At 41.4% G+C, this 26,397-nt stretch carries 25 protein-coding genes; 9 read left to right on the top strand and 16 right to left on the bottom strand.

Annotation, left to right across the window (positions count from 1 at the left end; all coding sequences use genetic code 11):
- Window positions 1–219: hypothetical protein (locus VF06_RS41580; RefSeq protein ID WP_371411633.1), on the top strand; the 219-nt coding region annotated here is incomplete at its 5' end.
- A 12-nt stretch (window positions 220–231) separates the two neighbouring features.
- Here VF06_RS41580 and modB read toward each other — a convergent pair.
- Window positions 232–2,037, bottom strand: coding sequence for a molybdate ABC transporter permease subunit (gene modB, locus VF06_RS32345; protein ID WP_099070127.1), 1,806 nt, complete (start codon window positions 2,035–2,037; stop codon window positions 232–234).
- A gap of 270 nt (window positions 2,038–2,307) precedes the next feature.
- Here modB and VF06_RS32340 point away from each other — a divergent pair, with 270 nt between their 5' ends.
- Window positions 2,308–3,405: a calcium-binding protein gene (locus VF06_RS32340; protein ID WP_099070128.1), complete on the top strand. Its 1,098-nt coding sequence runs from the start codon at window positions 2,308–2,310 to the stop codon at window positions 3,403–3,405.
- Window positions 3,406–3,531: 126 nt separating this feature from the next.
- Here VF06_RS32340 and VF06_RS32335 read toward each other — a convergent pair whose 3' ends face one another.
- The gene (locus VF06_RS32335) at window positions 3,532–4,434 is read right to left on the bottom strand and encodes a class I SAM-dependent methyltransferase (protein ID WP_099070129.1); all 903 of its coding nucleotides are present in this window, start codon (window positions 4,432–4,434) and stop codon (window positions 3,532–3,534) included.
- A 235-nt stretch (window positions 4,435–4,669) separates the two neighbouring features.
- On the opposite strand from VF06_RS32335, the gene VF06_RS32330 reads away from it, so the two are divergent.
- The gene (locus VF06_RS32330; protein ID WP_099070130.1) at window positions 4,670–6,181 is read left to right on the top strand and encodes a hydroxysqualene dehydroxylase; all 1,512 of its coding nucleotides are present in this window, start codon (window positions 4,670–4,672) and stop codon (window positions 6,179–6,181) included.
- A 236-nt stretch (window positions 6,182–6,417) separates the two neighbouring features.
- On the top strand, window positions 6,418–6,780 hold the full coding sequence (locus tag VF06_RS32325; RefSeq protein WP_099070131.1) for a DUF6464 family protein: 363 nt from the start codon (window positions 6,418–6,420) through the stop codon (window positions 6,778–6,780).
- Between the two features lie 71 nt (window positions 6,781–6,851).
- On the opposite strand, the gene fmt is transcribed toward VF06_RS32325, so the two are convergent.
- On the bottom strand, window positions 6,852–7,856 hold the full coding sequence (gene fmt, locus VF06_RS32320) for a methionyl-tRNA formyltransferase (RefSeq protein ID WP_099070132.1): 1,005 nt from the start codon (window positions 7,854–7,856) through the stop codon (window positions 6,852–6,854).
- An 886-nt stretch (window positions 7,857–8,742) separates the two neighbouring features.
- Here fmt and VF06_RS32315 point away from each other — a divergent pair.
- Both VF06_RS32315 and VF06_RS32310 read left to right on the top strand, forming a co-directional pair.
- Complete coding sequence (locus VF06_RS32315; RefSeq protein WP_099070133.1) at window positions 8,743–10,074, top strand: hypothetical protein; 1,332 nt, start codon at window positions 8,743–8,745, stop codon at window positions 10,072–10,074.
- Window positions 10,075–10,241: 167 nt separating this feature from the next.
- Window positions 10,242–10,523, top strand: coding sequence for a hypothetical protein (locus VF06_RS32310; protein WP_244918211.1), 282 nt, complete (start codon window positions 10,242–10,244; stop codon window positions 10,521–10,523).
- A 3-nt stretch (window positions 10,524–10,526) separates the two neighbouring features.
- On the opposite strand, the gene VF06_RS32305 is transcribed toward VF06_RS32310, so the two are convergent.
- From VF06_RS32305 to VF06_RS32295, 3 genes are all read right to left on the bottom strand, one after another.
- On the bottom strand, window positions 10,527–10,709 hold the full coding sequence (locus tag VF06_RS32305; RefSeq protein WP_143861775.1) for a hypothetical protein: 183 nt from the start codon (window positions 10,707–10,709) through the stop codon (window positions 10,527–10,529).
- A gap of 67 nt (window positions 10,710–10,776) precedes the next feature.
- On the bottom strand, window positions 10,777–11,853 hold the full coding sequence (locus VF06_RS32300; RefSeq protein WP_099070136.1) for an isopenicillin N synthase family dioxygenase: 1,077 nt from the start codon (window positions 11,851–11,853) through the stop codon (window positions 10,777–10,779).
- An 80-nt stretch (window positions 11,854–11,933) separates the two neighbouring features.
- Window positions 11,934–12,158, bottom strand: coding sequence for a nitroreductase family protein (locus VF06_RS32295; RefSeq protein WP_099070137.1), 225 nt, complete (start codon window positions 12,156–12,158; stop codon window positions 11,934–11,936).
- Window positions 12,159–12,340: 182 nt separating this feature from the next.
- Here VF06_RS32295 and VF06_RS32290 point away from each other — a divergent pair, with 182 nt between their 5' ends.
- Together VF06_RS32290 and VF06_RS32285 are read left to right on the top strand one after the other, a co-directional pair.
- A complete protein-coding gene (locus VF06_RS32290; protein ID WP_099070138.1) occupies window positions 12,341–12,997 on the top strand; it encodes a class I SAM-dependent methyltransferase family protein in 657 nt (218 codons plus the stop codon).
- A 3-nt stretch (window positions 12,998–13,000) separates the two neighbouring features.
- Entirely contained in the window at window positions 13,001–14,221 is a 1,221-nt protein-coding gene (locus VF06_RS32285; protein WP_099070139.1) for a glutathione S-transferase family protein, read from the top strand.
- A 465-nt stretch (window positions 14,222–14,686) separates the two neighbouring features.
- Here the strand turns inward: VF06_RS32285 and minE are convergent, their stop codons facing one another.
- From minE to VF06_RS32255, 6 genes are all read right to left on the bottom strand, one after another.
- Entirely contained in the window at window positions 14,687–14,977 is a 291-nt protein-coding gene (minE, locus tag VF06_RS32280; protein WP_099070140.1) for a cell division topological specificity factor MinE, read from the bottom strand.
- Window positions 14,978–15,013: 36 nt separating this feature from the next.
- Window positions 15,014–15,820, bottom strand: a complete 807-nt coding sequence (minD, locus tag VF06_RS32275) for a septum site-determining protein MinD (protein WP_096537093.1) — start codon at window positions 15,818–15,820, stop codon at window positions 15,014–15,016.
- 259 nt (window positions 15,821–16,079) lie between these two features.
- On the bottom strand, window positions 16,080–17,111 hold the full coding sequence (minC, locus tag VF06_RS32270) for a septum site-determining protein MinC (RefSeq protein ID WP_099070141.1): 1,032 nt from the start codon (window positions 17,109–17,111) through the stop codon (window positions 16,080–16,082).
- A gap of 265 nt (window positions 17,112–17,376) precedes the next feature.
- Window positions 17,377–18,723, bottom strand: a complete 1,347-nt coding sequence (locus VF06_RS32265; RefSeq protein WP_099070142.1) for a four-carbon acid sugar kinase family protein — start codon at window positions 18,721–18,723, stop codon at window positions 17,377–17,379.
- Between the two features lie 198 nt (window positions 18,724–18,921).
- The gene (locus VF06_RS32260; protein WP_099070143.1) at window positions 18,922–19,584 is read right to left on the bottom strand and encodes a hypothetical protein; all 663 of its coding nucleotides are present in this window, start codon (window positions 19,582–19,584) and stop codon (window positions 18,922–18,924) included.
- A 174-nt stretch (window positions 19,585–19,758) separates the two neighbouring features.
- Complete coding sequence (locus VF06_RS32255) at window positions 19,759–20,331, bottom strand: transposase (protein ID WP_099070144.1); 573 nt, start codon at window positions 20,329–20,331, stop codon at window positions 19,759–19,761.
- Between the two features lie 395 nt (window positions 20,332–20,726).
- On the opposite strand from VF06_RS32255, the gene VF06_RS32250 reads away from it, so the two are divergent.
- On the top strand, window positions 20,727–21,848 hold the full coding sequence (locus VF06_RS32250; RefSeq protein ID WP_099070145.1) for a Gfo/Idh/MocA family protein: 1,122 nt from the start codon (window positions 20,727–20,729) through the stop codon (window positions 21,846–21,848).
- Window positions 21,849–21,910: 62 nt separating this feature from the next.
- On the opposite strand, the gene VF06_RS32245 is transcribed toward VF06_RS32250, so the two are convergent.
- From VF06_RS32245 to VF06_RS32230, 4 genes are all read right to left on the bottom strand, one after another.
- Complete coding sequence (locus tag VF06_RS32245; RefSeq protein WP_099070146.1) at window positions 21,911–22,381, bottom strand: DUF29 domain-containing protein; 471 nt, start codon at window positions 22,379–22,381, stop codon at window positions 21,911–21,913.
- A gap of 190 nt (window positions 22,382–22,571) precedes the next feature.
- Window positions 22,572–23,861, bottom strand: coding sequence for a Glu/Leu/Phe/Val family dehydrogenase (locus VF06_RS32240; RefSeq protein WP_099070147.1), 1,290 nt, complete (start codon window positions 23,859–23,861; stop codon window positions 22,572–22,574).
- Between the two features lie 218 nt (window positions 23,862–24,079).
- Window positions 24,080–25,345: a beta-ketoacyl-ACP synthase gene (locus VF06_RS32235; RefSeq protein ID WP_099070148.1), complete on the bottom strand. Its 1,266-nt coding sequence runs from the start codon at window positions 25,343–25,345 to the stop codon at window positions 24,080–24,082.
- A gap of 133 nt (window positions 25,346–25,478) precedes the next feature.
- The gene (locus VF06_RS32230; RefSeq protein WP_099070149.1) at window positions 25,479–26,291 is read right to left on the bottom strand and encodes a peptidylprolyl isomerase; all 813 of its coding nucleotides are present in this window, start codon (window positions 26,289–26,291) and stop codon (window positions 25,479–25,481) included.
- Window positions 26,292–26,397 lie beyond the last annotated feature (106 nt).

Below are 26,397 nucleotides of genomic sequence, written 5' to 3'. Positions count from 1 at the left end.
ACTGATATTAAAGTTTCCCAGGCTCGGTATGAAGGGAAGAAAGAAATGGCAGAATACTACATCAATGATTTGTATTATCAAATCCATCATAAATTCTACCGAGCTTGGGATGAGATAAAGGAAATTCAATCTTTCTTACAAAAAGATGGTTTTATTGTCCGTACCAAACCGAAAGAAGTACCACCTCCACCTAAGAAAGTCAGAATTGAGGAGATTTAACTCACTGGGGATTCATTTCATCAAAATCAAACGCAAAGGATCTAAACGCACATACCAAGGAAAAGGTTGGTCTTTGACCGTCACCCATTTTTCTTTGAAGACTTCAGCTTGCAAATGATAATCTTGAGAATTATTAGCAGGAGAATGCAGCTTCAAAAATAATGTCATTCGATGGGGCGTTTCGCTCGTCCGTGCTAGCCAACAAGGAAAGGTATTTTCAGCTGATGAGTCGTTGGTTAAGACAATTTGATGGGCACGAATGCCGATGTGAGACAGTTGACTGTTGCTTGCTTCCACAACATGGAGAGTACAACCCCAATCAGTTGCTTCCACCTGTTGCGGTGAGTGAAGAATAATCTGGGAAAAGTTTTTGCATCCGGTGATTTGGGCAACGCCTACAGTGGTGGGACGCTCGAAAATATCGTATTTGCTACCGTGATGGACGGCTCGACCATGCTCTAATACCAACAGATTTGGGCAAAGCCGATAAGCTTCTTCCATATTATGGGTGACAAATAAAGTCACGCCTTGGTAGTCAGCCAGGGTTGCTGTCATTTGCTGCTCTAATTGACTACGCAGATGGGTATCGAGTGCTGAAAAAGGTTCATCTAAAAGCAATGCTTCCGGTTGACTGGCCAATGCTCTTGCTAAGGCTACCCGTTGTTGTTGACCTCCTGAAAGTTGGTGTGGATAGCGATCGCCTAATCCCTGCAACTGCATATTTAATAATAGTTCTTCTATCTGTACTCTAATACTCCCTGCCGACAATCCTTTAGGCAAACCAAAAGCGATGTTTTGCCCCACAGTCATGTTGGGGAACAAAGCATAATTCTGTACTAAAAAACCAATGCGGCGATCGCGGCTAGGTACGTTAATTCCTTTTTCGGAGTCAAACAACACTCTGCCATTTAAAACTATCCGCCCTCTTGTGGGCGTTTCTATCCCCGCAATGCATCGCAAAATCATGCTCTTACCTGCACCAGAACCTCCTAATAACCCCAAAGGTTGCTCATCGCTGTTAAAAGCCACTTTTAAATGAAAACTAGGAAGTATCTTTTCAATGTCAACAAACAATCCCCGCGACTCAAAATTAAAGTCCGGCCGATAAAAAACTGCTTCCCTTGCTTCCCCTGCTCCCCCGGCTCCCCCTGCCCTCCTCTTCTCCCTAAGTTCTTGCCAAAAGTTAACCCCAATAATTCCAGATAGAGAAATCACCATAATTGCGATCGCCCAAAACCACGCTTCGTTCATCGCTCCCGCTTCCACTGCAAAATAAATTGCCATTGGGATTGTCTGCGTTTGTCCGGGAATGTTACCAGCCAGCATTAATGTTGCGCCGAATTCTCCTAAAGCACGGGCAAAGGCCAGGGTTGTGGCAGCTAAAATACCAGGTAGTGCTAAGGGTAAACTAATACGCCAAAAAATTGTCCTTTCGGTTGCACCAAGGGTTCTGGCTACTCGTAGGAGATTGCTGTCTATTTGTTCAAAGGCTCCCAGTGCAGTTTTATACATTAACGGGAAAGAAACGACTGTAGCGGCGATCGCTGCACCATACCAAGTAAAGACAATGGTGAAGTCGAAAGTCTGCATTAATTTCCCTACAGGGCCATTTTTCCCAAAAAACAGCAACAACAAAAAACCTACAACTGTGGGCGGTAAAATCAAAGGAGCAATAAAGATACCTTCAATCAAAGATTTTCCTTTGCCACGATATCCCAACATCCAGTAGGCAGCAGCAATGCCTAAAAAGAAAGTAATAAATGTCGCGAGTAATGAAGTTTTCAGTGATATCCAAAGCGGCGATAAATCCAATGGCATAGTTGCGTAGGGAAAAATTAGCTCAACTAATCCCTAATTTACCAACTTTAGTTTCAAAAAGTTGGTAAAAGTTGGTAAATTACATCACAAACAATTAAGCAAATCGAATAAATCCGAAACAGAGAATATTTATCTTGGAGAATATGTCAGGACTAAACATATATCTTATTTTATGGCGTTTAGAGTGGAGCCTTTGCCTCCTGTCTAGACAACTAAAAAAATATGAAACTGACATCAGTCCTAAGAAAAATTCTCAGAGGACATTAATTTATGGCTATCTACGGCACTTCTGGTAATGACAACCTCAACGGCACTGAATCTGCTGACATCTCCATTTTTGGCTATGCAGGCAACGATAGAATTTATGGCAGAGGCGGAAATGACATCATTGATGCTGGAGAAGGAGATGACTATGTTTATGGCGGCGAGGGCGGCGATACCATACTAGGCCGTGGAGGCAAAGATTACCTCTTCGGAGATAACGGCAATGATGTTATCTACGGTGAAGCAGGTGATGACTTTATATGGGGTGGAGCAGGTAATGATATTTTACTTGGTGGAACAGGGAATGATACTTACATTATCTCTGCAACGGGAGATACATCTGACACCATTACTGAATATAGCAACCAAGGCACTGACATAGTTTTATCTTATACTAATTACACTCTAGGGGCTAACCTAGAAAATTTGACATTGATGTATGCCAATACTGCTTTCTATGGTGGCGGCAACAACCTTAACAATAAGATTACAGGAAATGATTACTCAAACTACCTAAGTGGTTTCGGAGGAAACGATTACATCGAGGGTAAGGGCGGGAACGATTCTATCTATGGTGATGATGGGATTGACAATCTCATTGGTGGAGCCGGTAATGACTCACTTTATGGTGGGAATGATAATGATGTACTCTTCGGTGATGAAATCACTAATGGTAGCGGTACTCCTGCGGGTAATGACCACCTGAGTGGTGGAAATGGTAATGATTTGCTTTACGGGGGACGGGGAAATGACACACTCGTTGGTGGAGCAGGCAATGATTTTCTCAGTGGCTACGGTGGTAGTAGTGGTGAAATCGATAGGTATACTGGCGGTACTGGGGCAGATACATTCAGCCTTGGTTACAATGGTTCCTTTACCAACATCGACTATTTGGGCAGTGGATATGCCATCATCACAGACTTCAAGCGGTCAGATAGCGACAAAATTAGAATCGGCGGTAGTCTCAATAGCTACACTCTGCAAAAAACCTCAAATTTCAGTGGTGGCGCAGCCTTAGATACCCTCATCTATAGAAATGGCGATTTAATTGCTGTGGTACAAGATACTACAACCGTATCTACTGCTTTAGACTTTATTGCTTAATTATTGTTGGGTTTAGTTGTTTAGCTTATAAAATTTGGCTAAGACAGTTCTAAATCATACAAATTTTAAAATAATGTAGAGACGTTGCATTGCAACGTCTCTAAAAAATCGGGGATATTGTCCCTATTAGTCCAGTTTTGTGCTGTAGGCACTAAAACCATAAGCCAAAGTTGCTTTTAAATTAGCTGGTGGTCTGAGACTTTGATTGATAGCTTTAGCAAACGGGATCTTAATTCCCTTAACAGTTTCCGGGAGAATTGCATATTCTTCGGTTGGTTCAACTATATACTCTGGGCATTTGGTTTTCATCCCTGCATTTGCCAACATTTCCTCTATTTCCGCAGTTGAATATTGCTTTAAATAAACTGGATTTCTCGCAAATGGATTCAACTTTCTGATAAAATTGTGGATGATATGAGATGGGCAAGACTTATTGTGAAATGAATGATTAAAAACAAAAATTCCACCAGATTTGAGTACACGAGATATATCTGCCAATAAATTTCTTAATTGTGCATCTGGTATATGCATAAATACACAATTAGAAATTACCAAATCTATAGAATTATCTGCTAAAGGTAATGTTTCAGCAGAATTACAAATTATATTAAACTCCGCTTCGGGGAAAAAATCGTACTCTTGTTTGACTTTAATTAAACGCCGCAATAAAGTTTCCGAAATATCAATACCATAATATTTTTTACATCTCAAATTTTTGGCTTTAGAAAGATGTAAAGGTGCGCGACCATAGCCGCAACCAATTTCCAGAACTGAATCAACAGATTTATTCAATGGGAATTTATTCCAAGTACCTCCAGGAGTACCAGTTAGCAGAGTGTAATCTTGTTTGATGGGTGATTCATCTGCCAGTGCTTCAATTTTTTGGGAGCCATAATATGTTTTACCAATTTTATCCCAGGTTTTTTTGTGTTGAGTACTGTTCAAATCTTTGTAGTCACTGGGAAAATAAATACCATCTCGTAATTCATAGTTATCCAAACTGAATTTTACATTTGCTAATTGAGTCATTAGGATTATTCCCCATAAATAATTAAATCTGTTTTCTGTTATACTCTCAACTCAGCATTAACCGCAAGGAGTTTTTACTCAATTGCTTCTCCTTATTAAATTTCCAATTTTGCGGAAACTTCGGAATTTAGGGCTGTAGCAAAATATCTGTTGCCACTCCCTACTCCTTATTCCCCAATCCTACGGAGAAGCTACGCTATCATAAATTCTTGGACTGGAAGAATCGGAGGCAATGATGGTAGAAGAGTCACAACAAAAACGGGTGGTAGTTGTTGGTGCAGGTTGGGCAGGTTTAGGAGCAACTTACCATTTGGCAAAACAAGGCTATGATGTGACACTTCTAGAAGCAGGTTCTTATCCCGGTGGACTGGTGGCAGGTTGGCAAACACCCAGAGGAAAATCTGTAGAAGCCGGTATTCATGGCTTTTGGTATCCTTACAAAAATATTTTTTCCCTCGTCAATGAATTAGGAATTAATCCTTTTACTACTTGGACTCGTTCTTCCCAATATTCCCCTGCGGGGTTAGAAGTTGAATCACCAATTTTTCAAGATTTACCACGACTCCCAGCACCTCTGGGAACTTTTCTCTACACTCAATTTAAACGGCTGCCACTCATTGACCGCCTGAGTGCTTTAGCTTTACTTTACGCTGTTGTTGATTTTGATAATTCTGATGCGGCTTGGCGGCGTTATGATTTTGTTACTGCTCGCGAATTGTTCAAAGACTTTAATGTTTCTTCTCGACTTTACCGCGACGCTTTTGAACCAATGTTATTAGTGGGTTTATTTGCCCCTGGCGAACAATGTTCAGCGGCGGCAACTTTGGGGATGCTTTACTATTTTATTTTGGCTCATCAACCTGATTTTGATGTGGTTTGGTGTCGGGGAACTGTGGGAGAAAAGATATTTCGTCCTTGGGTGGAACGTATTGAAAAAGCTGGGGCGCGAGTATTACCGAAAAAGCGAGTTACAGATTTAATTGTTGATAGTAATCAGCGAGCAAAAGCTGTGGTTTGCGGCGATGAAGTTTTTGATGCCGATGCTGTGATTTTTGCAGTTGGAATTACAGGTATAAAGAAAATTGTTTCCAGTAGTCCTAGTTTACAAAGTCGTGAAGAATTTCGGAATTTAAGCAATTTGGGAGCAATTGATGTTTTAGCAACGCGGTTATGGTTCGATCGCAAAATTGATATTCCTCGTCCTTCTAACGCTTGCTTCGGATTTGATGCAACCACAGGCTGGACATTTTTTGATTTAAATACCCTACATGACGAATATCGCCACGAACCAGGAACGGTAATCGAAGCCGATTTTTATCACGCCAATCAATTTCTGAATTTGAGCGATGAGGAGATTTTACCAATAATTCAGCGTTATTTAGCAACTTGTATCCCAGAATTTCGCAAAGCAAAGCTAATTGATAGCAGCGTAATTCGCCTACCTCAAGCAGTGACTCACTTTGCCCCCGGTAGCTACCGTCACATGTTACCAGCCAAGACCAGTTTTGATAACGTGTTTATGAGTGGAGATTGGATTGTTAACCGTCACGGTTCCTGGTCTCAAGAAAAAGCTTACGTTACTGGTTTAGAAGCAGCGAATTTAGTGGTGTCTTATTTGGGAGAAGGACAACCATCTGAGATTTTACCAGTGGAAGCAGATGAAGCGCATATCCAAGTGGCGCGATCGCTCAACCAAACACTACGCGATTTTAGCAAATCCATTTTGCCTGAATTTTGGTTGCCGTAGCTTTCAAAGATATACAAGGAACTGGGGAGATGGCTTCACCAAGGGAAAAGGGGAAAGGTTAAAGGGAAAAGGAGGCATCTTTTTTTTCTCTTTCCCCTTTGCCCTTTGCCCTTTGCCCCATGCCCAATGCCCCATTCCATGCTAATCCTGAATTATTAATTGTAATCTAAATTCGGTAAGCTAAAGAAAGTTATTGCGATAACATCCTTATAATGTAAATCAAATCACATAAGCTTATGGAGCCAGACTCTTTACAAACCGAGGTGATTCTCACGCATCCGCGTGAGTCCCTCGGTAGAGTGCAACTTGATTGGACACCCCAACCTGGAAATTATCTCGATTTTGAAGGTAAAACCTACGCGGTTCTAGAACGCCGTCATCGATATCAACTTAAAGCAGGACGCTACCGTCTGCATAATATTGCCATTTATGTCCAGTCTGCAAAACGACCATCTGAGAAAAGTTTGGTGGAAGGACGTTGGGTAATTGGCGATGCAACTTGTTGCTACAATGCTCACTCAGAAATCATTCGCTGTGCAGTCAACCCAGATGGCCCTTGCGAATCTTGCCGCTTTTATGAAAAGTTAGGAGCGATTTAATTTTAGATTTTAGATTTTAGATTTTCCTTTAATCCAAAATCCAAAATTCAAAATCTAAAATTGTCAACTTCTCAACTCCCCATCTCAAACACTTCCCCCACTGTTAATCGACTACCATTAACAAAGTCCCATCCGGACTGGGGACGTTTACCAGCTAGCTGAACTTCTCGCAACAGCAACAAACCTTCCCCAGTCTGGACAATTGCCCCAATTCCTTTGGCAATACTGACTATAATTCCTGGTTTCTCTGATATATTTGACAAATCAGGCAACTTATGGGATAATCCTTGGAATTCTGGTGGAAGCTGGCCATTGCTCTTTGTCGCTAGGGGAACAGAAGCAGTGATTTTTAGCGGTTTGTCACGAAAGATAGCTGTGCAATTGGGATAAAAGCCTCGAATTTGATTGTGTAATTCAATAGCACTTTTTGACCAATCCAAAACATAATCTTGTTTTTGAATCAAAGGCGCATAAGTAGCTTCATGATTATTTTGAGGTATTGGTTGAATTTCTTTACTTTCTAACTTCAATAAAGTTTCCACCAACAAATCCCCACCAATTGCAGCTAGCCTTTGAGCTAAATCTTGAGCATTATCAAGTAATTCAATGGGTGTGGTAGCTATTTGTAGCATTGCACCGGTATCCATACCCGCATCCATTAACATGGTGGTGATCCCAGTTTCCGTTTCACCGTTATACAAACACCATTGAATCGGCGCTGCACCACGATATTTCGGTAAAATCGAACCATGCACATTAATACAACCCAACTTTGGCATATTGAGGATTTTTGAGGACAAAATCTGTCCATAGGCCACAACAACAAACGCATCTGCATCTGATTGTTTGAGTTGATTTAATATTTCGGTGTCTTTTTTTACCCGCTCCGGTTGCCATACTGGTAAATTATGAGCTGTGGCGATCGCTTTTACAGGTGAAGGAGTCAGTTTGTTTCCACGTTCTCGACGTTTATCTGGTTGGGTAACAACTGCCAACACCTCAAATTTACAATTATTTAATAATTTTTCTAAAGTTGGGACAGCAAATTGAGGAGTACCAAAAAATACGATTTTCATCACCTATTAATCGTTAATCACTAGTTAATGGTAAGTGCGCCCCTGATAACTGACAACTTTTAAGTTACATATTTCATAATTTTGTTGTTTGGTGGTAAGATATTACCGTATTTGTTGAAACTATAGACTGTTCGATTAACTTAAATACATTAAGTTAGCAACAATAAAAGTTCATAATCAACTGCATCTCCCTCTAGTAACCCCCAAAGGTCTACGTACTTAAGAGTGTATCTAGAGAATTAACTCGGTGTATATTGCTGTTGTGCTAATGATTGTGCTTAAATTCAGTACAAGTCTATCTTTTTAATAAAGCACTGCGTTGCAAATATTTTTGTAATTTAAGTTGCAATTTCTAACTTAAAGTTGCTGGCAGCAGTATTTTCTGAGTATTATGTATTATGTGTCTGCTTTCCCAGCTTTCCACGTAACGCCTCACGTTTACCATTACCGGGGTCTGCACTGAATGTAGTGTGATAACTCTTCCTCGTTGATTGTTTCTAGCCATCGCTAGGATAAAGTTCAACAGTATAGTTTAAGCACTCTAACTTTACTCGATAAAGTTAGTCCTAAATTTAAGCTAAATAACCCCTAAAATATAGGCGCTTGTGGTGTGTTCAAGTGTGTTTACACTGCAACTTATAGATATGTAGTAACTACTGAGTTATCGGCATAGTTACTATACTCGCATATTTTCGGAAAAAAATATTCAGTAATGTAAAAAGAAAAGATGTGTATAATGAAACAAAAAAGTTGTAGATTTCCGCAAATAAAGAAATTATTTAGTAAAAGCTTTTAGTTTCTTGTTATACATATAGTTATCGCTTGCTCCATTGCTGCATAGGTATTGCTCCTCACATAAGCAACCGCCCCTCTAGAGAGTCTACAAATGCTTAAACCCCTTTTGCTGTCAGGATGGTTCCGCGCCCAACCATTTCTTAATTACGTTGTCGTTGTGATATTGATCGCACCCTTGTTAGGAGCATCCGGTCACTCGACTCCAGTAAAATCCGAAGTAGTTAAACGAACTTCAATTACTGAAGAGTCGGAACCTGTGTCAAAGGAAATAGCTTTAGTTGGGGAACCTGAGATAGCTGAAACATTAACAGTAGATGGAGTCAACTCATCAGCAGAAGAAGTTGATTCTGTGCCAACACAAAGCAGCGCTATTCAGGCACCGCAAGTATTACCAGAGTATAAAGACTATAAAATTGAGTCTTTTGCACAACTAGATAGTTCTCTTGCAAGCAGTGATTTAAATGTTCCCGATCCTCTAGCAGAAGTAGAACTTGCACCATTAACAGATGTTCCTGTTGGTCAAATTAAATTAGTACAAAAACTCAAAGCTGCCCATATCAAATCTTTGAAAGAAGAAAAAATTTATTTGCCCAGAGAAAAACGTTTTACTGAATCATTGGCGGCAACTCAAATAGCACCAACTATTAAAGATCCACAACCAACCATAACAACGGAAATACCCAATAGTGAACCAGTTGATGAGTCCCAAGCAGAACAAATAGATCCCATCGGTAGTCCTCATCCTATTCCTTGGAAATGGATTACAACTACTCAAGAAGCTATTAGTTCTAACGGTGGTTCTGGAGTGCGTCATTACCGCAGCATTCCAGTAATTTCTCCAGATGGAAAATATGCTGTTTATAGCCGAGTGCAACTAGAAGTAAAACCCGAAATGTACAACAGTCGTGTCACCAGCGTTTTGTTTGTACAAGATAGGCAAACTAAGAAAATGTGGGTGATGGCTTCAACTACTCCTGTTAGCGATCCCCTATTAAAAACTAAAGCTCTCAAGGCGGTGTCAGCAGAAGAAACTGATACCACTGGTCAAATTGGGGTGTTAGTTCCTGTTAGTTGGTCAGAAAAAGGCGATCGCTTTTTGGCACGAAAATTTGAAGGCGTATTCAACACAGGTGATTCTACAGATAGCGCTGTGATTTGGGATCGACAAAAAAATCACGCTAATGTCGTAGCTCCTGCTAATGAAGAACATGACGCAGAGAAAATCGCAGTGTTGTTAGGTTGGAGTAAAAGCCAACCCGATCATGTCCTATTTCGTGCAGGCGAACTGGGTGAGGAAAACTGGCCTTTGGTGAAAGTTGCTAACGATGGCAAGACCGTCAGCACAACCGATGACGATCAGCCTATTACCTTCGGGAAACAGGTTACAGAAATTTGGGCAGGGCCACAAGTTGCTTATAGATAGATAGGCGATAAAAAATTTGATGGACTCCCGTTGTCATCACAACTGATAACGGGAATTTTTTTCGTTTATAGCAGTTGAAAGTCCTAGAGTTTCTTAAAATTGCCAATTTTAATTGTAAACAATAATTAATTAGTTAGTTAATAATAGTTGTAGCGCATTACTAACTCATGCTTACAAGTGATATGCACCAGGAAGAAGACAGTTCGTGTTTTTATGTGCGTGTTCCTGCACGAGTTTTAGGATGCCTACTTGCTGGTGAAATTACCATTATTCTATTTCCTGGGCATGGGTTAGTGCTAACAGAAGCAATCCAAACTTATCTCATTCCTGAAGACTTGAGAATGCCCAATAGTGAGTTTTATGTGTTGTTCAAACATCCTGGGCGAGAGACGATCCGAATCTTACGGCACAACGAATTATGCCCAGAAATCGATACGAACAATGATTGAAGTTTAACTTATTTCGAGCATTGGAGAATCGAGATGTAACAACCAATCCTCATCAACAAATTCTAGATTTTCATCATAAACAAGAACTAACTCAGCAATCTTTTGAGTATGATGATTTGATGCTTGTGTGTCATCAGCACTATCACCCAGCGCCTCCAGTCGAGCCAGCACTTTTTCAAGAAGCATTGGTGATTTTATTCCTTGGAAGTCCCAAGACATAAACTGATGGTAAAACCTAGATGCTAAACGATTTTCAACCCTGTTGCCTATTGTCTATTGCCTGTTCTCTGCTATAGCTGTCAGCTGTCAAAACAAACGTCCGTCGCAACTCTGGAAAAACCTTAGACACCTTACTCAATACATAATCACCATAAGTTCCTCGAAAATCATGAACGCTAGCGCCATCCCAGCGTTGTTTTTTATCGTCATTTATTGATAATCCGTCTAATTCAATCCGCTTCACCTCAGCATTGAAATTTGGATCGAAGAAGAACGGGAACGAAAGGCGATAGCGTCCTGACAAATTCTGAACCCGATGGGGTGTAGAACGATATAAACCTCCCGTCATCCGGTCTAGCATATCGCCAATATTACAGACAAAGGAATTAGGAATCGGAGACGCAGCAACCCAGCCCGATCTTGATTTCACCTGCAATCCCCCTGAATCATCCTGCTTGAGAATAGTTAAAATACCGTAGTCTGTATGTTCGCCAACTCCCCATTTATCTTGGGAATCTGACGGTGATGAATAGGGAGGGTAGTTAAAAATACGGAATAATATTAGTGGGTCTGCTGTGTAACGGTCAGCAAAATAAGACTCTTCCAGTCCCAAACTTAGAGCAATACCAGCCATCAGCGTGTGTCCAAGCTCGGTCATTACCTCCATATATTCAAGTACTGTCTCACGGAAAAGCGGAATATTAGCTGGGAAGAGGTTAGAACCATGCATAGGAGTACCATCTTGCACTAGTGGATGTTCTTCTCCCAGTTCTGCGCCAAAGTAAATACCCTCCTTTTGGTCGGGTTTACCAGATGTCAGTTCGTCTCCCACGGGGAAATATCCCCGCCATGCTTTACCACCCAAAGCCATACGGATTTTTAATTTAGCTTCTAAATCCTGGGCGAAAAATTGTCGGCTCAGTAGTTCTAAGCGTTGCTGTAAATTCTCGTCTACACCGTGTCCAACAATATAGAAAAACCCACACTCGCAACATGCTTGTTTAATTTGAGAAGCGACTGTGTGGCGTTCATCTGTTCTAGAAACCAAGGCGCTAATATCAACGATGGGAATCTGCGAAAATCCTTCATTCACAACTGGTGAGATTTTCATGTTGTTATCCTCCTCGTTGCGTGGAGTTTTAGGTTCGTATAAACACGATTATGGCGCACACAGACATTAGTCAAACAGCCCTACAATTTATTGTTTGTCAACAAAGGTGAAGTGTTTCCCCACTGTCCGCCAAATACAAATTCCTGCAAAGGTTTGCGGGTACGGGGTGCTAATTCGCGATCGCGCAATCCATCACCAAGACTTTGTGGATCGCCAGGATAGCCCACTGCTAGGGCTGTCACAGGCTCATAGTCATCTGGAATCTGGTATTGTTTTCTGGCGCTATCGGCATCGAACCCTGCCATCTGATGCACACCCCAAAACCTTTGAATTTTGAATTTTGAATTGTTATTACCTACTTTTAATGAGACTTGATTTTAGATCGACTTCTATGGTAGCTTTGCGTTCATCAATTAACTACTAATTATATACCGATTTATCGTAGTTTTATTTTACGGTAATTTACATGAAATGGGAATCACCTCTTATGCCAAGAGACTGGTTTGAATGGCACGAACTCTACAATAGTGAGCCAAAATTGCAACAGCGTCTAGAAATCGTGCGGGAATATATTGCTTATAGTTTGAATGCATCTGCTGATGGCCCTATTCATATAGTTAGTGTTTGCGCGGGTGATGGACGAGATTTGCTAGGAACTTTAAAAAATCACCCTCGTAAGCAGGATGTTTACGCAAGACTTGTGGAAATAAATCCAAGTTTAGTTGAACGCGGACGAGCAACTATAGAATCTTTGGGTTTAGACAAGCAAATTGAATTTATCAACGGTGATGCAACCATCGCTACCAACTATGTAGGAGCAGTTCCAGCAAATATTGTGCTTGTGTGTGGTGTCTTTGGCAATCTGCCTGAAGAAACTGAACTGAATCGCTTGTTGGATAACCTGAGTTTTCTCAGTAAAGAAGGTGCTTTTGTTATCTGGACTCGCGGACATTCTAATGGTATTGCTTACTCTGACAATGTACGAAAAACTCTCCGTGTCTTTGGATTTGAAGAAGTGAACTTCAAACTCACAGCTACAGGAGACATGGGTATAGGTATTAATCGTTACCTTGGTAAAAATTTGACAGTACCCAAAGAACAACAGTTATTTGTCTTTTCTGGCGTTGCTAATAAAGCGAGATAATATATGTCTATTCAAAATACGATATCGAGTTGGGAAGATTTGTTAGAGACTGCGAGGAAAAATACTTCTGCTCGTAGGGTCAAAAGACCGGGACAATCTCCTTCCACTACACCAATTCCTAGCGGTTTAGATAAACTTTCCCCAAATACAGAACCACCAGTTCTCCTTTATCGAGATACTAATTCCTGGTGTCCTTTCTGCGAAAGAGTTTGGTTTGCTCTAGAAGAAAAGGAAATTCCCTTTACAACGGAATTCATCGATTTGAGTAATATACCCCAGTGGTATAGAGATTTAGTTCCCACATCCCTTGTCCCTGGTGCAAAAATTGAAGGCAAGTTAGTCTATGAATCTAAAGATATTCTCCTGGCTTTAGAAGAACGCTTTAGTAATCCTCCCCTACTTCCTGAAGATCCACAGGAAAATGCCATTGCCAGACAATGGGTTGAAGATGCTGAAACCAATGGATTTAGAGAGATTGCCTATAAATTTTTAAGACAAACTCCTACAGATGCCGATGAATTAGCAAATTTCCAGGCAGCATTTGAAGCTAAATTAGATGAGCTTGAGCAAGCTTTGGGTAAATATCCTGGCCCTTACTTTGTTTCAAGTTTTAGCTTGGTAGACATTATGTATAGCCCTCATTTAGATAGATTGGCGGCTAATTTGCCTGTATACCGTGGCTATCACATCAAAGGAAACCCCCGCTTCCCCAGAATTAATGGTTGGTTGGAGGCACTTAATCAGCGTCCTGCATATCACAGGGTGAAGTCTGATAACACCACAAATAATTTACTGCTGCGCCGTAGATGGGGTGCAACACCGGTGGGAAATCCATTGCCATTGGATGCAACAGCTAGCCAGGAAATTCGATATCGAGCAGAAGCAGCTGAGCGACTGAGTGATAACCGGGAAGTTGCAATCAAAGATATTTTGAAAAACTCTGGAGTGCAAGCTTTAGCAGCCAATGGTGATATTTCAGCGATCGCCGAAGCAGTTGATTTTCACCTGAGATTGCTGGCAGACTATCTAATTAATGGAAATAATCTGCCATTGCCTTGGGGTAGAATTGGTGGAAAAGAAACCGTCGATCCAATCCCAGCTGCTGTTGGTGCCATTACTCTAGCCTACGTGAGAAATCGCATCTGTGCGCCACGAGATATGAGTGCTGGCGCAGCGACAGCATTTCGCGCAGCAGCAGATAAAGTCTTGGCATCTATCTATTAATTTAAGAAAGCATATATTTTCGTGTTGGCTGTTGACCGTTGACGGTTGACAGTTAACAGTCAAGAGTCAACAACACAAACCTGAATAATTTATTTTTTGGAGTTCCCTTAGCTTAAAACAGGATTCAAATCTGGCTACTAACTCAAAAACCATGCCCACAAAGGACATGGTTTTTTATTATTCAAGGAAAGCTTTGAATATTAAAGCTCGTAGCAAAACCAACAAACACAGATTATGGGTTTCCAAGTAAAAAAATATTCGATAGAAGACTGTTAATTGTTAACTGTTCACCGTTGATGGTTGACAGTCAGCATTCAGCAGTCAACGACCCCAAGCGCAATAGTTTATTTTTTGGAGTTTCTTAGTGAAAGCAACTGATGTGCTTAAAACTAAGGCAATGGGAATTTATCTGCTGAAACTATAACGTGATTTTAATTTTACAAATACTTAAGATTAAAATTATGGCTACTTATCACCTCTTTCCCATTCAGGTATACCACCTTTGACTCGGCGGATGGGCAAATTTGCAATTAAAGCTGTGGTTCGTTGGTTGCTTTCTAAAGAGAACTCTAAGCCTTCTGTTTCAACTTCGACATAGCGACAGACGACATCTAGGATTTCTTGCCGCATTTTTTCCAACGTTTGGGGGTCGATGTCAGCGCGATCGTGAGCAATCACTAATTGCAGGCGACGTTTCACTTGAGTTCGACTGCTATCAGGGCCACGAGAAAAAAGTTTTTCTAGAAGTTCAATCATTACGAATAGGTCTGGCGCAGAGACTCGAAAATTAAGTTAAACAATCTTGGTCGAGAACAACTTTCTAAGACGCACGAAGAAGTTGTCTTGGGACGAGTCGATATCCAGAAATTCGACGTTTTCCCCTTCCAATCTCCGAGCAATGTTTTCAAAGGCTGTGCCAGCTAGAGAGTGAGTTTCTCCTAATACCAAAGGTTCGCCGCGATTGGTAGATACAATAACACGCTCGTCGTCAGGGATTACCCCGATCAAGGGGATGGCGAGAAGTTCCTGAACATCTTGCACTGACATCATATCATTTGCCTGCACCATTGCGGGTCTGATGCGGTTAATTATTAAATGAACACGCTTAACCCCTTGTGCTTCTAGTAATCCAACTACTCTATCAGCATCACGAACAGAGGAAATTTCTGGTGTACTCACGACTAGCGCTTCTTTGGCTGGGCCAATGGCATTTTTAAATCCATTTTCAATACCGGCGGGGCTATCAATAATTACATATTGATATTTTTGGGCTAATGCATTCACCAATAACTTCATTTGTTCTGGTGTGACTGCATCTTTAGAACGATTTTGGGCTGCTGGCAAAAGTACGAGATTAGGTTGTCGCTTATCTTTAACTAAGGCTTGTTCTAAACGACACTCTCTTGCTAGGACTTCCACCGCAGTATAGACGATGCGGTTTTCCAGCCCTAAGAGCAAATCTAAATTTCTCAGACCAAAATCCGCATCAACCAAGGCAACTTGACGGCCCATTTTAGCTAAAGCCATGCCTAGATTTGCTGAAACGGTGGTTTTACCCACTCCTCCTTTGCCGGAGGTAATCACAATAATGCGAGTCATGATAGAAATGCGGTCAATGAGGGTTCAGGAAATATAAAACTGTAAATGCAGTATAAAGTATGAAGTATCGTATCAAGTATGAAGAAATATCTGAATCTCTAAGGCGAGAATCAGGTACGAGTGCTTTTTTATAGCGTTTTTCAGTTATATACAATACACTTTGCCAGGGGGAAAGGGCTATGGATTAAAGTAGTGTATTCTATCTACATAAAAATCGCTATGTTTTACCCTGGATATCCTTAATGTTTTAAGTAAATATTCAGGGTTGCTTGTCGGTCTTGATCGATTGATTTCTGGAAAAATCAGTAGCCCTGGCGATGCGAATTCCTTGGGGTGTAATATGTGCCACCTCTGGAGAAAATTGCATCGGCGATTTTTCTGGCGCTCTAGCTACAGCATCTGCGATCCGCAATTGGGTTGGTTCCATTTGCAAGGCCATAATCAGACACGAAAGATTACCTCCAGCACCAGCATGAGCGATTCCACGTAGACGACCCCAGATGATAATATCCCCATCTGCAACTACAATACCACCTGGATTCACATCCCCCAAGATAATTACTGTACCAGGATGACGGATTTCTACTCCAGAGCGTACAGTCATTTCTAAATAAAGTGCATCTGCCTGGGGTATGGCTGTAGCTTTTGGCTCTGTATTCAGGGAGTTTACGGGTTGTAATTGCTCTACTGAGTAACCAGATGTGACAGCAGCGATCGCAGTTTGCCGACGACTAGTGGAGACTGATACTAATCGCAGTTGGACTTCACTCAAAGCTTCGGCAAGTTCTTGCAGTTGTCTGGCATCTACTAGACGGTCTTGTGCCATTAGATGCACTGGTGTATTAGGTATGCGGAAGCGATCGCCAGCGTTCAAGCGCTGTCTGGTTTGCTGCCAAATATCAGACCAACTAACTTCAGATGCAGGTAATTGAGACTCCTGGGGTAAAATTAATAACAGTCTTCCCCCTTCACTTTTGAGTTGGACTTGAATATTCTGATTTGGCCGCTGTCTTAATAATGGTGAGTCACCACTATCTAAATCAGTCCAAATAGAGTTGGCGGAATTTAACTCTATGTCCGGCTTGGCAGGAGTTGGTTCTACATCCGCAAGCTCAGTATTTGATTTTAAATACAACAGTACCGAATTTAACTCAGCATCCGGGAGGATAGAATCTGATTCTAAATCCGAAACAGCGGGATTTTTCTCTACCTGGGAATTAATAGAGTTTGGGTCTGCATTAGGAGGTGCAGAATTTGACTTGAGATTGGGTAATGCGGAATCAGAAGTCATGCAGTACTAACCAAAAGACAGGGGATACACCGAATAATTACCAATATTAGATCGTTTGCAAAATACGACAACATCCTTATAACATTTTGGATTTGAGATTTACGATGGTGTAGCACTATGTTGAAGCAAGCCTAGCCTAGCATCTGGGTCAAAAACCTTGATTAAATCGGATTTTCGGCCCTTTCTATGTTGCAATCATTCTTCTAATTAGTGAATTAATTGTGTGCGATCGCTAGTTTAAAAAAACTTGAGTAGTTGCAAGCAACTATTCTCTCGCAATATCACTGAAAGCTGTTTTAGTCAACCGTTGATAAATTGTGCCTAAAGCATCAGTATCACCAACATTACCCGGAAACAGCACCACAGGTAAATCGGGAAATTGGGGATGATTGGATGGTGTCAGCACCATTGAACAGCCAGGTAAAATTTGACCGAGTAAGCGTGCAGAAGTTAAAGCTAGACCAGCACTCAAAACATCGTTTGAGGTAATGCCACCCTTGCTAATTAAGAATCCGATATCAGATGGTAAACTGCGGACAATATCCATCAATAAGGCTGAAACCTTGACCCCAAAGTCCAATCGTGTCTTGACATCCTGAAAATTCAGTTCTTGACGGCTAGTATAAACCACGGGTGTTTTCCCAGCCTCATGTATTAACCGCGTACTTTCATGAATTTCCTGTAGGAGTACAGCCGATTGATTTGTCTGATTATCTAGTAGTCGCGCTACATCAACTTCAATTCCCACAGTTCCCTCTACTTGCAATAATGCCTCTAATTGCTGAGTAGTTTTTTTCACATGGGAGCCAACAATCACCACACCTGGTTTTTTTTGGCGGACATATTGTGCCATGTTTTCAGCAGCGATTGGTTGGGGAGGTAAAGCAGCTAAAGCAGTTAAAATGCTGGCAGCACTGCGAAATAAAAAGCGTTTACCACGACTTACTGCTGTTAATACATCTAGTGCAAAGCCATTGAGGTCGGCTTGAGTTTCACCATCGACAACAGCACACTGATTATTACTCAGTTTTAGCAAGCGTTCTAGACTACCAGAGCGAATATCAGCTAAGAGAAACCGTTGTACTGCTTCGGCCTGAATTTGTCCTTTAGTCTTTTCTTCGACATACTTGGGTAAGTAACTATGATGGTAGCTGAAAACCGAATCACGGGCAAATTCTGTTTCATGGACTGGAGTGGGTACGCCGCCAACAATTAAATAATGTACGCTGTCACGGGTAATGCGTCCACCCTCAAAAAATCCAGGTACGAGAAAATGGGCATCAAAAGGGCCGAGTTCTTGAGCGATCGCATCTGTTTCAATGGGATAATGTCCGCGCAAGGTAGAATCAGAACGGCTGACAATCAAAAAATCATCAATTCCTTCAGCCTGCAAAGCAATTTTCAAATTTTGGCAAACTTCTCTAGTCACAGATGCAGCTGACTCTGCGGTTAAGGATCTTGTGTTAGTCAACACGAAGAAAATCGGTGAATCATCCTGTAATCCTATGCGTAGAGTATCCACATCCCAGCGCATTAGCAGCAAGCAACTGTGGACTGTTTGAGAACCTGTAGGATCGTCGTCTAAGACAATTATTTTAGGTTTATTGCTCATTTAGAAGATTTTAGATTTTAGATTTTGGATTGATTTCACAGAGCGAACGAGGGCTGTTATCATCAATAAATTATCAATCAGGCGATCGTTTTTTTAGAAAAAATAGCAATTGAAGCATAGTTTAAGACATCAATTATGATGGTCAAATCCCAGCTTCAAGAGACTTTCTTTGCCCATTGCCCATTACCTGCCATCAACTCAACTTTTGTGCAATTTTCTAATTTCTGCTTGCACATCAATGGCAATCTGCAATGATTGATTTAAAAGTTGAGCGTATTCGCCTGCTTGAGTGCTAACTTGTAAAGCTTGGAGACTAGCTAAATTATTGACAAATAACTCTTGATTATTAGCAAGCAAATTTTTATTATCTCGCAAAATTCGTTCCGTTTTCAGAGCGCGGACTAAATCTTCTCGAATCAGTTGCAAGGCGGCGGTGACTCGATCTCTGTCTTGGACACTGCTTTCTAGATTTCCTGATGCTGCCAATTGGTCATTAATATCGATGGCTTTAATCAGGTCATGATATTTATCAACTTCATCTAAAAGTATTGTCAGTCCTTCTGGAAAACTCAACTGTCGCCAGAGCGCTCGCCCCACCAATATCGGGATTGGCACTAGAATTAGTAAAAGAATTCCAAATTTAATTGAAGACCCAATTGTTGGCAAAATAACAAAGGCATAAATAAAGCCAACGATAATTGGCGTTAGCGCCAATGTCACCAGTATTTCATTGATCAAAAACCCCAATCGCTTCTTGCGATCTCGCAAAACAGAGGGACGAAAAACGTCTTCTGGGTCGAACCCAGTCAAGCGTCTCAGTTCCCCTTTACTAATTTCCAAGCCTATTAAGTCCGGCTGCACGGCTGGATAACTCCTATGGAAACCCAAGTTGCGTATTTATTTTAATCGGGTTTGGTAGAGAAGCAACGGGTGATGGCGTTTTTCCTGTGCAGTAAGGCAAATAAATCCAGGGCGAATAAATTCAGGGCAAATAAATCCAGGGCGAATAAATTCAGGGCGAACAGCCGTTCGGCCCTACCATTTTGATTGGATATTGGGATGTAATTGGTCTTTGTTCCACGATTGTGGGTTGTTTTGGATATATTGACGAATTTTTTCTAATGAAAATTGATTTTGAATGATGTGTTCGTAATAATTTCTTTGCCATACAGGTGTACCAGCTGCGTTGCGGATTGTATTAATACGAGTGGTAGTAGCACATTTGAATCCAGCGATGGCAGATGAAAGCGATCGCGGTTTCATAGGTGGGATTATTCTTTGGGAATTATCATTGGTTTGAGGGGAATTGTTGGAGGTATCGGGCAAACAACCAGGTGGTTGGTGAATGGCAATTATTGTGTGAAAATGATTAGGCATGACTATCCATTCGTCTAATTCAATTTCTTGACGAATTTCTGAAGATTCGATCCATTCTTTGGCAACAATTTTTCCGTATTCATTCAAGACCATTTCTTCATTAACGATTTCACCAAATAAACATTGTCTCTTGTAGGTGCAAATCGTCACAAAATAAAATCCCGCAGAAGAATAATCGTATCCCCTCAGGCGGGTAGAATTGCGATCGTGTATTTGTGGATTATATTTCATCAAATTTATCGAAAAATTTCACCACATTTATTTTTCCCAATCCCCCAACCCAACAAACTGTACGGGCGAACGGTTGTTCGCCCTAACCCTTATCCCCCTAATTCTTATCCCCCCTAACCCTTATCCACCCTGTCTTATTGTGCTTCATACTGAGGTTATGACTTTACCTCACACTGCAATGCCATAAATATTCCTTAAGTCTAAACGAAAGCTTACTAGAAGAATGATGTTTTAATTTATCAAATTATTGAAAATGTATGAAAACCCATAGCTAGACCTCTAAATTTTCAGCTTAATTGCTATTGATATTATTTATTTTTGATAAATAGCCAGTCCCAAACAAAGCATAATCATCGCTGAAAATTCGTAAATTTCGTTCATTAAAAGGTACAAAAATGACTGCTACAAATGGTAAGCGTAAAATTCGTTATGCTATTGTTGGTTTAGGTTGGTTTGCCCAACAAGCTGCTTTACCTTCCTTTGCCCACACGGAAAACTCTGAATTAGTTGCACTGGTTTCCGATGACCCCACAAAAAGAGAAGAACTGAGCAAAAAGTACGGCATAAAGCAGACTTATTCCTACGAGGAGTATGAAAACTGTTTGACAAGTGGTGAGGTTGATGCAGTTTATATTGCCTTGCCCAATCACTTGCATCGTGAATACACTGTACGGGCTGCTAATCAGGCAATTCATGTGTTGTGTGAAAAGCCAATGGCGATGACAGAACAAGAATGCGAGGAAATGATTAAAGCTGCCAATGATAACGGTGTAAAATTGATGATTGCCTACCGCTTACATTTGGAAGAAGCAAATTTACAAGCGGTGGAAATTGTTCGCTCAAAACAAATAGGCGAACCACGAATTTTCAATTCTGTTTTTACTCAACAAGTAGAAGAAGGCAATATTCGTTTACGAAATGTAACAGGTGGCGGAACCCTGGACGATATCGGCATTTACTGTATTAATGCTGCACGTTATCTATTTCAAGATGAACCAATAGAAGTATTTGCTGTTGCTGCTAATAAGGGAGAACAACGCTTCAGCGAAGTGGAAGAAATGACTAGTGTCATTTTACGTTTCCCCAATGAACGGTTGGCAACATTTACCTGTAGCTTTGGGGCGGCTAATGTTGGAACTTATCAGATTGTAGGTACTAAAGGAGATTTGCGAGTAGAACCTGCCTATCCTTGGCAGGGAGAAATCAAACATTACCTAACAATTGATGGTAAAACCCAAGAGCGTACCTTTGACGATCGCGACCAATTAGCTGCTGAGTTTACTTACTTCTCTAATTGTATTCTTGAAGATAAAGACCCAGAACCATCTGGGATTGAAGGGCTGATTGATGTTAGTATCATTCAGGCGCTTTACGAGTCAATTAAGATTGGTAAACCCGTACAGATACAAACTCGCTATCGCCATCAACGTCCCACAGTAACTCAAAGCATTAAGCGTCCTCCTCTCAAAGAGACTCCTGACTTAATTCATGCTGCTGCACCTTCAAGTGAATCATAAATCAGGGACTTTCAAGTAAAAATATATTCCATAGAACACTGTTAACCGTTGACTCTGAAGCGTCAACGGTCAACAGGAAACCAGTTTTCATCTAAAATTTGTTCTAAAGAGCCAATGGGTATCAAGGGGAATATGTCAATGCCAAGTTGAGAGCGATCGCTTGCTTCTGTTCTTGCATCTTGATAACATTCATCAAATATTTCTAAAATGTAAGGCTTTAAACTCGGACTATCTTTAAGAGCTTTTTTAATCTCTCTGCGAAAAGTCCTAATTTCTCCTTTCCAATGTCCTTGATTACGTTCTCGCTCTTCGTCCCAACACTTGAGCTTTAATAGATGTTCGAGAAGCTTAATTAATAAACTTTCAATTGCTCGCTTCTCTCTTCGACCCATAGTTTCTAATTCTTCTAACAAATTATCTAAATCCACAGCAGAAAACTGTCCAGCGCGAAGTTGATTGATAGTTGTCCTCAACCAAAGGTAATAATCTTGGTCGTATAAAGTCTCAATTGTTGGTTCTATTTGTACCACCATACCCTTGTTCAACTCCTATTATTTGTGATGTCAAAGGCAATTCTGAATTGAAAATATTATCATTACAAATAAAATCAAAAAATTATCTATCTATAGTACACATCATTACACCGTTATCAGGCACAATATAATATATTGTGCCCCTACCATTTTGTCTATTTGATTGAAAACAGCCGTATATCCCTAAATATTAAGGATAAAGACCCCTGTCAGTCAGTGCTTGAGCTACTCTACCTACTCCTAGTGTATAAGCTGCCAACCTCAAAGAAACTTGCCGTTTCTTCGACTGCTGAATTACTTGGTGGTAAGCTTGCACCATCAAATGTTCCATTTCGCGGTTGACGCGTTCCTCATCCCAAAATAGGTAAGAAAGACCTTGCACCCACTCTAAATAACTCACCACCACACCGCCAGCATTGGCCAAAATATCTGGTAGTACTGTCACACCCCGCGCTTCTAAGGATAAGCTAGCCTCTAGAGTCACCGGCCCGTTAGCTGCTTCCGCAACAATTTGCGCTTGCACCTGATTCGCATTTTCTTCAGTGATTTGGTTCTCCAAAGCTGCTGGTATCAGAACATCGCAAGGCAAAGTTAATAAATCTGCATTGCTAATTGCTACTGCTTGGGGATAACCGACGATACTCTTGCGATTTTCGGCGGCGTAGGCTTTTAACTTGGGAATATCAAGACCATCTTGGGAAAATACTCCCCCTGCACTGTTAGAAACAGCGATAATTTTTGCTCCTGCTTCGTATAGTAATTCAGCAGCAGCACTGCCAACATTACCAAAACCTTGAATGGCTACTCGCACTCCCGCCAAAGATTTACCTTGGTCTGCTAGCGCCTCGCGTACAATAATCATCGCCCCGCGCCCAGTTGCCATTTCTCGTCCCCTGGAACCGCCCACAGAAAGCGGCTTCCCAGTGACAACCCCCGGTACAGCATGACCGACATTCACTGAGTAAGTATCCATCATCCAAGCCATTTCACGGGCAGAAGTACCCATGTCTGGTGCAGGAATATCCACGGAAGGCCCAATATCTTTAATCAACTCGCTGATATAACGACGGCTGATCCGTTCTAATTCTCCGACACTATAACGTTTTGGATCGATCGCAATACCACCCTTGGCACCACCGTAAGGAATACCCAATAGGGCACATTTCCATGTCATTAGCATTGCTAAAGCTGAAACTTCCCGCAATGTCACAGCCGGATGATAACGTATTCCGCCTTTGTAGGGGCCTAAAACATCAGAGTGCTGCACCCGATGTCCGGCGACAACTTGTATTTCCCCACTATCTAGTTTCACAGGAACCGAAACTGTTACCACTTTGCGTGGATGGCTGAGAATTTCTATTATTCCTCGATCTAACCTTAATTCCTTAGCCGCAGCTTCCAGGTAACTACAGGCTTGATCGAATGGACAAATATATGCCGGAGAAGCAGCTTCCAACGGCAACACAGATGCTAAACTCATAAAATTTTCTCCCAATCGCGGTCTTTGCGCGAACCGGATATTCTTTATATATTGCCTAGCTTATCCTTTTTTTTATAAAAATAGAGATTTTGTAGTTTTTGTTACAGTTTTATTCAAATTGGTGTGTATTGGGAATCGGGCATGGGGAGATGGGGAGATGGGGAGATGGGGACAGGCGAGAATAATAACTTCCCAGTCAACAGTCAACAGTCAACACTCTAATGCCCTATACCTATCGCTGCATTCTGTCCACCAAAGCCAAAACTCAAACATAATACATGGCTAATATTACTGAGGCGGGCTGCTGTAACTATGTCTAAATCAAACTCTGGTTGCTGCAATCCCACACAAGGCGGTAAAATTTGATGCTTTAACGCCATCAAAGAAAAAGCCACACCTAAGGCTCCAGATGCTCCTAGTGTATGACCTGAGCTTCCCTTGGTGGAACTAACTGCTACGCCTTGGGGAAACAAATGCTGGATTACCATACTCTCCATTTGGTCATTTAGCTGGGTAGCTGTGCCATGAGCATGAATGTAATCAATATCAGCTGGTGATAAACAATTACGTTGTAGACATTGTTTGATAGCAGCGATCGCACTTTTTCCATGAGGTTCTGGAGAATTAGTATGATATGCGTCGTTGGTGAAGCCGAAACCGAGAATTTCACCATATATCTTTGCTTGACGCTGCTTTGCCAATTCTGCTGATTCCAAGATAAATACAGCTGCGCCTTCCCCTAAAACTAAGCCTTCTCGATGCACATCAAAAGGATAAGCGCCAGTTTTTGCCAAAGCACCCATCTGCTGAAATCCTGCTAAAGTCAAAGGTGTAATTGGTGCTTCCACTGCGCCTGCGATCGCTCTTTGACATTGCCCAGTTTGGATGAGTAAAGCTGCTTGGGCAATAGATAAAATGCCAGTAGCACAAGCTACCATTGGTGCCAACACTATCCCAGATGCACCAATTTGTCGTGCAGTGGCGATGGCGTTCATGTGAGGTAATGTATCAAGCCAATTTTTTAAACTGAACGCAGGGATAGAGGGACGTGGGGATGCGGGGATGCGGTGAGGAAGTTGGAGTCTTGGCGGTTCCCGTCGAGTCCAAACTTCCGAACCCGAAGGGGGACGCGGGGATGAGGAGAAATTCTGTGCGTCTTTTTCAGTGGCTGTGTCCTCATACATTTGCCGCGCCAAGATTTCCCAAGATGCTTGATGAGAGCGACTTGAGCCAATAACTACAGCACAATCGGCTAAAGGTGGAACTAAGCCAGCATCTTGCAAAGCAGAAGCAACAACCAACTGAGTTAGCATTGTCAAATCAGCTGGCTGTTGACCTATTAAAGCCATAGGAAATGGTCTTATTTCTGGAAATGGTTGAAGTAACCTAATTCCAGATTTACCTGCTAGTAAATTTTGCCAACTTTCCTCTAAGCTGCCACCCAAAGCAGAAACTAAACCAATACCAGTAACAACTACTTTCACAAATTTTGATTTTGAGGATGAGGGAGATGATTGGGACAAGGGGGACAAGGAAGACAAGGAAGAATTTTTTCTTCCTCTCCCTTGTCTTCCTCATCTCCCCCTCTCCCTCATCTTTTTCTACTTCCTCATTCTTCTACTGTCCTGGTGTTTTCAAATTTTCAGCACCTTGGGTTACTTTAGCAGAGTCGATGCGATCGCCTTGCTGAATTTTGTTGACTACATCGAAGCCTTGGGTAACATAGCCAAACACAGCGTATCTACCATCCAAAAATCCTATATCTGCTAGAGCAAAATAAAACTGTGAAGAAGCGGAGTTTGGCGGTTCCGATCGCGCCATTGCCACTGCACCTTGTTTGTGGGGCAATATAACGGGTTGAGCAGTAGCATCAAATGTTTGATTGTAAATCGGTGTATTTGAGCCTTTTTGCTTAATTTCTAAAGGTATATAGCGAGGATTTCCTGTTTTTGGGTCAACATAACTACCTGTTCCCAATTGATCTACAGGAAAATTTGGGTCTTTGCTTTGGGGATCGCCGCCTTGAACCACAAACGGCTGGGGTTGTTGGGGAGTTCCGCGTTCAACTCTATGGAAAGCTAAGCCATTGTAGACGCCCTTTTGCACTAAATCTACAAAATTGCCAGCTGTAATTGGAGCGTTAGTACCGTCTACTTCGATAGTAATCGGTGAGCCTTTAACTGTAAGTACCACAGTAGCCTTACCATCTAGCCTTGGTAAATTGGCGAATCCAGCAACACTGTCATTCGTATTTTGAGATACAGGCGTTGCTTCAGTAGTTGTCTTAGTACTTGCCTCATTTGAGTTTGAGGTGGCTACTGATGTCGGAGAAGAATTATTAGAAGCGACTTGCTGTGTTGAACATGCTCCTAACATCAAAGCACTGACAAGCGCAACAGAAAGCAAAAATTGTGAAATTTTCAACCGCATTGCTAGTTACTGATTCAACTTAAGTATCTTATCGTTTTAAAGGGCATTGGGCATTGGGCAGGGAAAAGGTTAAAGGGAAAAGGGAAAAGGAATAAATTTAATCTTT

This window comes from Nostoc linckia z4 (assembly GCF_002608075.1).
Lineage (GTDB): Bacteria > Cyanobacteriota > Cyanobacteriia > Cyanobacteriales > Nostocaceae > Nostoc > Nostoc linckia.
Note: the sequence above shows the minus strand (reverse complement) of the source record. Positions and strands in the feature narration are given on the sequence as shown.